Genomic DNA, 8,468 nt, shown 5'->3' on the forward strand with positions numbered 1-8,468 from the left:
CCAGCAGACGGGGCGGCCACCGGCGTGCAAGGCATTGTGTCTACACGTGGGTGACGGCGGTGCTACCGATCAGCGGCACGATATTGGTCGGCGTGTCCACGCGCTCGTACCCGTTCGAGACCACCGCCAGGTGGACCACGTGGCCGTCGGATCCGGTGATGTGCAGGACGTCACCGACAGAGACCGCCCGCACACCGCTGGGCCAGCTACGGTCGAACAAGTCAGCACCGAAGCTGTTACCGATCACGTACACGAGGTCAGCTGCCACCTCCACGGAGGACGCGTCGACGGTCAGCACGAGGGGGCCGTCACCGAGGACCTCCGCCTGGGCAAGTGGCTGGCCGTGCCGATACCCGAAGAAGTTCAGGTACTCGCCACGCGCGCCGGTGGTGACGTTGAGAAGGACGATCGCGGTGTAACGCCGGGCCGAGGCTGCGGCCTGGGCGGGAGATCGCGACGCGCTCCCGGACAGTCCGAAGGCGCGGGCGAGAGGACGAAGGAATCGGGGCATGGGGCATCTCCGGGCGGGATCGGAAGCCGGCTGCGGCGGATCGCACACCCGGCTGGCCAGTCGCGGGCCGAGGCAGCAGTCAGCTTTCCGGCCCGGCTATGGGGCGTCAACTTAGGTGCGGTAGAAGGCCATTCAAGACCTCTCGGCAGTCTTATAGCCCGATGAAGGCTGGGCTTGTATCCGTCCGTGCCGCATGTCGCCCGCGGCACAGAAACGGGTACTTGCGGGCCGCTATTCGGCTGCTGCGGAGCTTGGCGTTGAAAGCGGCGCGGAACGCGGTGTCATATCGGTTGGCCGGGCCGAACCGCCAACGGACCCGGCGTGCGCAGGTCAGGTCCGGGTCCGTCCTCTTGTCGAGCGGTCAAATCGTGCCGCCGAGCAAGAGCCACCGACCGGCAAGCAACACCGTGTCGATCCGCGGGCCGGTCGACCCTTCTGCCCCCGAACCTCGCTGCGCCGACCGGAAGCTCGGCGGGCGCAGCGGTGCGGCTACTTTCGGCGGCGGGCCCGGGTCTTTGCCTCCTCGATGGCCTCCTGGGAGGTCTTGCCCTCCTTGTGGGCAACGGCGGCGGCTACTTGCTGGATGGCGGTGTCGTCGGGTGTGGGCCGCCAGGTCTCGAAGGCGTCGGCGAGCCACATGCGGGCTGCCCGTGCGGTCCTGATGGTCTCGGTCCGCCCTCCGCTGGTGACGCGTAGGGGGGTTCCGTCGGGGTTGGCGATTGCCTTGGCGGCTTTCGTGGCGGCCTGGACCGTCTTCTCCAGCTCCCGCGCCTCGTGCTCTTTCCGGGCCGCGGCCTCCGAGCGGGAGGTCATGCGGCTGGGCCGGCGGTGGGCGTCGACTGGAGCGCTGGAGAAGCAGACGGTGCAGGCGCGTTCGCCGGCGTCCCGGACGATCTGCTCTTCGGTGGCACCGGAGTAGGCGGTCAGCCAGGCCAGTCGGGTGCGCTGGGGCCCGTTGTGGCAGGTGGAACAGTGTTCGCTGCGGTGGGCGTGCCCGGTTCCGCGGTCGGGTTGGGCGAGGAAGGTGCGGCTCCACCCGCCTCGTCGTTTCCACTCGGCGAGGTAGGGGCTCTGTTCCTGGGTAATCTTTCGGAGCTCGGTGTTCGCTGTGGTGTGGGCGTCGAGGCCACGCAGGACTGTGGGGTCTGCCCGGTGGCTCCTGCGGGCGGCTTCGAGTGTCTGGGCCTCGGACATGGACCACGGTCCGCGACCCTTGCTGCCGCTCCTGCGGTCTCCGAGCGCTGAGTGGAGCACCTCGAGGGCAAGAACCAGACGGTGGTGCGCCTTCCGGTACCGCTCGTCGAGGGCGGCGAGGATTGTGTCGATCTCGACGGGGGTTGCCGTGGCGAGGGTGGTGCCGGCTGCCCGTACACAGTTGGCCGGCCAGACGACGGGGAGGCCGGTGGGGCTGTCGTAAGCACTGCCCTCGACGGGCTTCATGTCGACGGTGCACGAGCGGCCGCGGTTGGTCACACTGGTGAGCGTGCCGGGATGGTCCAGGCCGGTTGGGGTTCTGACCACCACGGCTGCGCCGGGCCTGAGCAGGGTCAGGGTGTCGGAAACGGTCATCGGCCACCTCTCTGAGGATAAGCGGGTGCAGCCGTTGGGTTGGGCTGCACCGGGTTGATGGCCGTGAAGGTAGGGGCGGCGCCGTGCCGGTCAAGTGGCTTTTGGCACAGCTGACTTGGGCTGCGGGCGGCACTTGGGCGTCGCTGTGGCCGCGCTGCTAGGGACGCCGGCTGTCAGGGATGTGGTCAGCAAGCCGTCCAAACAGGGAAGCCGATGGTGTGGACGGTCAGGGCCAGGACGTCCCCGGCCTCCGTGTGCCTGCGACTGCGAGTGGCCGCGCAGCACGTGGGATGGCTCCCGGGCAGCAGCAGGTCCTGTGTGGGGCCGGGACCTTGGTCGGTGAGTGACGCCTCAGTCGTGGGCGTGCTCGATGGTGTGCCGCGCCTCGCGGTTCCGGCCGCTGAGAAGCGGCCGGGTCGCATGCGGGGGTGTCGGTGAGTGGTGGGCAGGCGTGGAAGCAGCAGCGTCGCGGCGGCGGCCGTCAGGACTGCCGCAGCGACGGCGCAGGATCCCTTCAGATGGAAGGCCCACGGCGGGCGCCCGATGCGCCGCCGGGGCTTTCGGTCGGTGCACCGGGGTCCCGTGGGTCGTCGTCTACTGGGCGCTGGCGGCCTGGCGAGCCTCTTCTCTCAACCTGAGCTCGCGTAGCGTCAGCGGGTAGACAACCCGGTTACGCTGCTCCTTGAGGATGGCGTAATCTCCGTTCGCCCTACGGAATTCTTCCTCTTGCGTCTCGGCCATCGCGTATCGTTCGGGAAAAAGGTGGAGAGTACGAATCCACTGGGCTTTTCCGGCGCGGACGCACGTGCCTCCGCAGTTGTTGTGCGAGTAGCCCATTCCGTAGAGCCTGGGCGGCTCGATCCCCAGGCTTCTGGCTTCGTCGAGGAGCTCTTCCTTTGTGAGTTCCGGTTCTCCTTCCTCGCACAACGGAAAGACTGTCCGCCAAGGGTGCCAGTTGGTGGCGATCGGGGGAATTCGGTTGCGGTCGCGCGTGCTGGCGTCGATGCCGATGTACAGCGTGGTCTGCTCTGGATCAGCGTTCTTCTGAAGCCATCGCAGACACGGGTCGATCTTCAGAGCCCGAGTGCATCCTGCAATTCTGCTGTTGCCAAGGAATTTCTTGTCATGGAAAACCTGGAATGGATCACGGCCATCCGCAACGCGCACCAAAGGGACATCGAGCAGCCTGCTGGCATCCTGAGAGAAACGCCACAAATCGGGGTCCTCAATTTGTGTGTCGGCTATCAGAAGAGTCGTCCTGTCGGGGCCGTATCGTCTGACTACACGAACGGCGGAGGCGAAGGATGCGATGCCACCGCTAAATTGCACGACACGCTCGTACTGCCTATTCATAGGCTGTTTCCTTTCACCGCGAGCCACTTCGGAATGGCTATGGCGGTGAAATTAGGTCACCCAGCGGGCGGATCAACTCCTGTGCGGGATCGCGGGTTGGCGAGCCAGCGATGCGCTTCAGGCGGCGGTCCTTTCGTGCCTCGGGGGCGGTCCCACGCTTGACGCCGACGGCCGGCCGGGGCAGGCACGAAATGCTGACGGCGTCGGTGTTGTTGCGGATCCGTCTGCGGGATGCGGTCTCGGATGGTCAGCGACGCCGCCAGGGTCCTGGTGGGCCCGGTGGCGCCGCGGCCTTGAAGGGTGCCCGGCCTGGGGGGCAGGCGAGTCTCAGGAGGGTGGGCGGCGGTGGACGACGGCGCGACGCGAGTCCTTGTCTGTCGTTTGGGGGACGGGCAGGTTGTTCTCCTTCAGGAGCTCCTTCGCGCCGGTTTGATCCAGGCGCTTCCCGCCCGGAAGGATCTTGACCTCCACTTCGTAGCCGTTTGCCGTGTAACGGTCCGGGCGGGTCCGGCCGAGCGCGGCCAGGTGGTACTTCTTCTCCTTCTTCCAGTCCCTCTCCTGTGCGGCGGCTTCGGCGTAGCCAAGGGCATGGGCGACGATGTCGGCATCAGTACGTACCTCGGCAGACTGGGCCGGCTCGGCACCCGGCCAACACATCGACATGTAGGGGCAGGAGTCACAGGTGAGGTCCAGACCGGGGCCTCGGTGGGCGTCGCGCGGTGCGAAGGCGGGCGCCTTGGCGTGCCGCAGCAGGTCCCGCACCCGAGCGTCGACGAAGGACTCCTGCTTGGGCCCGAACTCGCCGATCCACACCCCGGAGGTGCCACCGTGAATACGCGACATCGGCACCACCGCCACTGCCTGGATCACGTATCCCATCAGACGCAGCGCCGTGGCGTAGCCGTAGAGCTGCAGGAGGCGAGCGCGTGAGGGTTCGTCGCCGTCGTCGCCTTGGTCGTAGCCGTGGGTCTTGAGGTCGACGAGTAGTCCGCCGCCGATGGCGAGGGTGAACAGGTCGAGCCGGCCCGGGATCTGCAGGCCGCGCACGGGGAGGACGACGTCGTGTTCGACGAGGGTGAGTTCGTCGCCCAGTTGGGCGGCGAGGCGGGGCAGCACCCAGTCGTGGGTGGCCTGGCCCAGGTGGGAGGCGCGCTGCTCCTGGTGGGAGTGGTCGTCGGTGGGGGCGTAGCGGGCGAGTTGGTAGGCCGCGCGGCGGGTGCATCCGCCGAGGCCGGAGATGGACAGGGCGCCGGGGTCGTGGTGGTTGGCGGCGGTGGCGGTGCGGAACACCGCTGCCAGCGCGTCCTCGAGCTGGCGGCGGTGCCCTTCGAGTTCGGCTCGGTTCACTGTGCGGAGTCCGGGCAGTCGTCGCGGTGGCGGTCGGCGGGGGCGTCCTCACAGCCGCACAGGTCAGGCATTTGTGCCCGGGGCGCGATCTGGAGCGGGGTCGGGGGGCTCTGGTCGGGCTCGGACGCGGAGGGGGCGTCCGGCTTGCGCAGTTGCCGGTAGATCGCGTGGGCAGAGTTCCCGAGGGTCTTCTGTGCCGCGAGGATGCGCTGTTCGTCCTCGTCCGTGAGCGTGCCGCTGGCCTTCTCTTTCGTGGTCCTGGCCTGGTTGCCGAGGAGGATCTGGTAGACGCCGTTCGGCTTGAGCGTGTCCGCCATGCCGCGAAGGACTTCCCAGGCGGCCTGACGGGGGTCCGGGTCGTCGGACGTGACCGGCTTCGGATATTCGGGCTGGTGCGCGGTGGGCTCGGGGGTGGAGATGGTTCGGTCTGCGTCGGGCTGTGGGGTGGTCGGCGGTTCCGTGAGCGGCCCTGGGTCGGCGCGCTCCGGGACGGCCGTGTGGTCGTCGCACTGGTTGGTGTCGGCCAGGTCGGGCGTGGGTCGGTCGGCGAGTTCGGTGGCCGGTGACGTCAGTGCCTCGGTGGGTACGGGGGTGTCGACCAGGAGGCTTGTCTGCGGCGGGTTGGCTGGCGGCATCGGCTGAATGGGTGCGGGCGCCGTGGTGGTGTCGCCCGGCGGTATGGGGGCCTCGTCACCGAACTCGGGCGCAGGGAGCGGGTCCTGGAGGGTGCGCTCCGTGGTGGGGGTGCTGTCCGGGGTGGGCTGCGCAGCGGCACCAGGGGTTGCCATGGGCAGTGGGGCGGGGTCGGCGGTGAGGAGGGTGCCCCAGCCGCGGGGGGCTCCTCGTACGACGTGCGCGGCATGGGTGTTGACGGTCAGGGTGGTGACGCGGGCGTAGAGCATTTGCTTGGGGAAGCGGCGCCAGAAGTCGGCCTTCGGGCCGCTGGTCAGCTCTGCCACCAGGGCGTCGCGCATGGTGTAGGTGGTGAAGAGCTCACCCTGGCTGGGCCTGTCCGGGTCGGTGACGGCGACGGTGCAGCGTTCGTCGGTGGCTTCGACGATGCGCCAGCCCCAGCCGGCGCGGTGCAGGAGGGCCCGCTGCGCGGAGGCGTAGAGGGCCAGCCCGCTCTCCTCACTGTCGTCTGGGTAGAAGCTGTTGATGGCCTCCCAGGTGGTCAGGCCCAGGTCCTGCCCGGCCAGCAGGACGAGCACGAGGTCGACGGCGTTGCCCTTGAGCCAGCGCGGCAGTCCTCGGGCGTGCGAGAGCATTTCGGCCCTGCGGACGTGGCGTGAGAACTGCGGGTCGTCGTCGAAGAGGTCGGCGACGTCGGACAGAGCGGGGAACGGCGACGCGATTGTTGCGCTCATGACAATATCTTTCTCGTGCAATGGCTCGTGTACGGGCTGGTTCCTGGGAGGAGATCAGCAGGAATGCTGGGTGAACCGGAAGTCGAGTCCCCCTTGCTCGGTGGGCCGAACGGTTTTCGCTGCTCTCACAAGGGGGCGCTGAACGTGCGGGTGCCGCCGTGGCGGCCCGGATGCGCCGGGCGTCAGGGACCGGTAGCGGGTCACAGGGTGAGGACCAGCGGGCCTTCGATTACCGGGCACCGGCCGGCCATGTGCTCGAGGATGTCGTGGTATCCGTCGAAATCGGTGACGGTGTTGGTGTCGCCATAGGTGATCTGGACACCTTCCTGACTCCAGGAGTGCCCGTCACCTGCCACGGGGAAGGAGAGCCTGGAGGCGTAGCGGCCGTCCTCGGTTCGGCCCCGGGGGTCGTTGTGGAGGTGCCCCCAGATCTCGGCCCGGAGGGTCGCCAGCGCAGGGTCGGCCGCGGGGCCGCGGTCGCTACGGACCGGGTCGGCCTCCGGAGTGTCGGTGGTCGTCTGCTCGGCTTTGTCGGGCGCGGCACGCCCGAGCAGGACATGGGCGATGACGTCGACGATCCGGCTCGGCTCGCCGAGGACGGGCAGCGGAAGAAGGGCGGGGGTGTCGCTGATGCCGTCGGACAGCAGGGCAGCGGCCTGCCATCCCGCTGTGGCGGTCCAGGTGGCGACGGCGCCGTGGGGAAAGCGCTCCGGGTCGAGCATGGAGTGGCCGGCCGGCCATTCCAGGACAGCGCCGGGGATCGCGGTGACGCTGCCGTCGGGGAACTCGTCGGTGTCGCCCACGGTGAACTTCGCAGGACGCAGGCCCCTGGAGGTCAGGGCGCCGTCGACGCAGTCCAAATAGGTTTCGGCGTGCTGACTGGAGACGTTCATGGTTCCTCATCTCGTGGTGGCCTCATCGAGGCTCTGTGTGTGGGGGGGGTGGCGCAGTACTGTCCCGGCACAGGTCGGTCGGGTTGCGGCGCGAGGGGAACCTAGCCAGTTCCACCAGCGAGTCAAGGGGGTTCAACGGACGCCTGAACATGGCGCATGATCCGGGTTCGAGCCTCGAAACCTGCAGTTCGGAGGGCGTGAGTGCGTTCGCACCGGGCCGATGGGGAGCTCGGGTGGCATGGCTGGCTGCACACCAGCGACATCGGAGCTGTGGCCGGTACCGAGTTGTCACGCCCCTCGCCCAGCAGCAGAGAAGGACGGTCGGCGGTCAGGGAATGATGGCAGGCCCAGGTACGCCCCAGCGCGGCCCCCGGCGGCGGGGAAACACCGTCGGGGCGGTCGTCTGGGACGGTATGGTCCACGTGTCGGCGAAAGGGCTTGCCACTGCGCGGGGTCACACAGGGGGAGCTGCCGATGACCCGGTCGGCCCGTGCACGCGATGTCCTGTCCGGCGCCCGATGGTGGGTCGTGCCTCTGACTGCCGTGGTCGGCACCGCGACGCTTCGCGTCTTCGGTCCATGGCGTGGGTGGGAACCCGGGCTCTGGGCGGTTGCGGCAACCACGGTCACCGTCTTGTGGCACATGTCCGTGCTTGGACGCATCGCGTTGGACAGCGCCCTGTTCCACGAGGTTCCTCGATGGGACTACTACGCCTACGCCGAGGTCGAACTCGGCGAAGTCCCGGCCCGGGACCGGCACGCCGTCATGCGCCGCTCCCGGGAACGCGTCGAGGAGTTCACCCGGATCCACAACCTGGTCCACGTGTCGCTGGGGATCCCGGCGCCGACCCCGCACGGATACGCCGAGGCGAGCGCGCTGCAGGCCGAGGGCCGCCGTCACGTGTCGATCGGGCACCGGTGGCTCAATCGCGGCTCGCGGCATCTTCCCGTCATCCTCGAGCACGAGCTCGCACACCTGCGGCGCAGGGACGTGTTGAGGCGCCTGTTCCGGCGTGCGGCGGGCAGCGGCCTCGCGGTGGCGGCAGCGTGGGGCGAGCCCCTACCAACAGCTGCGGCGGTGTGCGGGGCGCTGCTGATTGCGGGGGTGGCGGCCGGCTGGTGGAGCGAGCTTGCCTGCGATTGGGCCGCGCGACGCTCGTGCGGGTCGGGTGGCGGCCGCGGCAATGTGGCGCGAGCAGATCGAGGAAGACCGTGACATTCCGTGGCTGCGGCGCTGGGCGGTCGCCGGGCTGACCCTGAGTTCCCATCCCCCGCTGGGTCTGGGGATGTGGCTGGCATCGCGTGGGCGGCCGTTCGGTAGTCGGATCCGCAACCATCGACGGGAAGCGAGAGAAACTGGCGCACCGTCGGAACCGTCGGTGTGAGGGCGGCAGGGCAATGGTCCGTAAGCACGCAGGCCGCCCCGCGC

General features: G+C 68.9%; 7 protein-coding genes. 1 reads left to right on the forward strand and 6 read right to left on the reverse strand.

The features are described 5' to 3' along the window. Nucleotides 1-40 precede the first annotated feature (40 nt). The 6 genes from ACFU7Y_RS34055 to ACFU7Y_RS34080 form a co-directional block, all read right to left on the reverse strand. Nucleotides 41-511: a hypothetical protein gene (locus ACFU7Y_RS34055; RefSeq protein ID WP_380770678.1), complete on the reverse strand. Its 471-nt coding sequence runs from the start codon at nucleotides 509-511 to the stop codon at nucleotides 41-43. A gap of 489 nt (nucleotides 512-1,000) precedes the next feature. Then, on the reverse strand, nucleotides 1,001-2,080 hold the full coding sequence (locus ACFU7Y_RS34060) for a hypothetical protein (protein ID WP_380770679.1): 1,080 nt from the start codon (nucleotides 2,078-2,080) through the stop codon (nucleotides 1,001-1,003). Nucleotides 2,081-2,674: 594 nt separating this feature from the next. Beyond that, a complete protein-coding gene (locus ACFU7Y_RS34065) occupies nucleotides 2,675-3,433 on the reverse strand; it encodes a hypothetical protein (RefSeq protein WP_380770680.1) in 759 nt (252 codons plus the stop codon). 327 nt (nucleotides 3,434-3,760) lie between these two features. Continuing rightward, on the reverse strand, nucleotides 3,761-4,780 hold the full coding sequence (locus ACFU7Y_RS34070; protein WP_380770681.1) for a PD-(D/E)XK nuclease family protein: 1,020 nt from the start codon (nucleotides 4,778-4,780) through the stop codon (nucleotides 3,761-3,763). Next, nucleotides 4,777-6,147 (reverse strand): hypothetical protein, encoded by a 1,371-nt coding sequence (locus ACFU7Y_RS34075; protein WP_380770682.1) that lies wholly within the window; start codon nucleotides 6,145-6,147, stop codon nucleotides 4,777-4,779. The genes ACFU7Y_RS34070 and ACFU7Y_RS34075 overlap by 4 nt, the downstream gene beginning before the upstream one ends. Before the next feature lie 200 nt (nucleotides 6,148-6,347). After that, a complete protein-coding gene (locus ACFU7Y_RS34080) occupies nucleotides 6,348-7,040 on the reverse strand; it encodes a hypothetical protein (RefSeq protein ID WP_380770683.1) in 693 nt (230 codons plus the stop codon). 474 nt (nucleotides 7,041-7,514) lie between these two features. On the opposite strand from ACFU7Y_RS34080, the gene ACFU7Y_RS34085 reads away from it, so the two are divergent. Continuing rightward, nucleotides 7,515-8,255: a hypothetical protein gene (locus tag ACFU7Y_RS34085; protein ID WP_380770684.1), complete on the forward strand. Its 741-nt coding sequence runs from the start codon at nucleotides 7,515-7,517 to the stop codon at nucleotides 8,253-8,255. Nucleotides 8,256-8,468 lie beyond the last annotated feature (213 nt).

The organism is Kitasatospora sp. NPDC057542, from assembly GCF_042801945.1.
In the GTDB taxonomy this organism is placed as follows: Bacteria; Actinomycetota; Actinomycetes; order Streptomycetales; family Streptomycetaceae; genus Kitasatospora.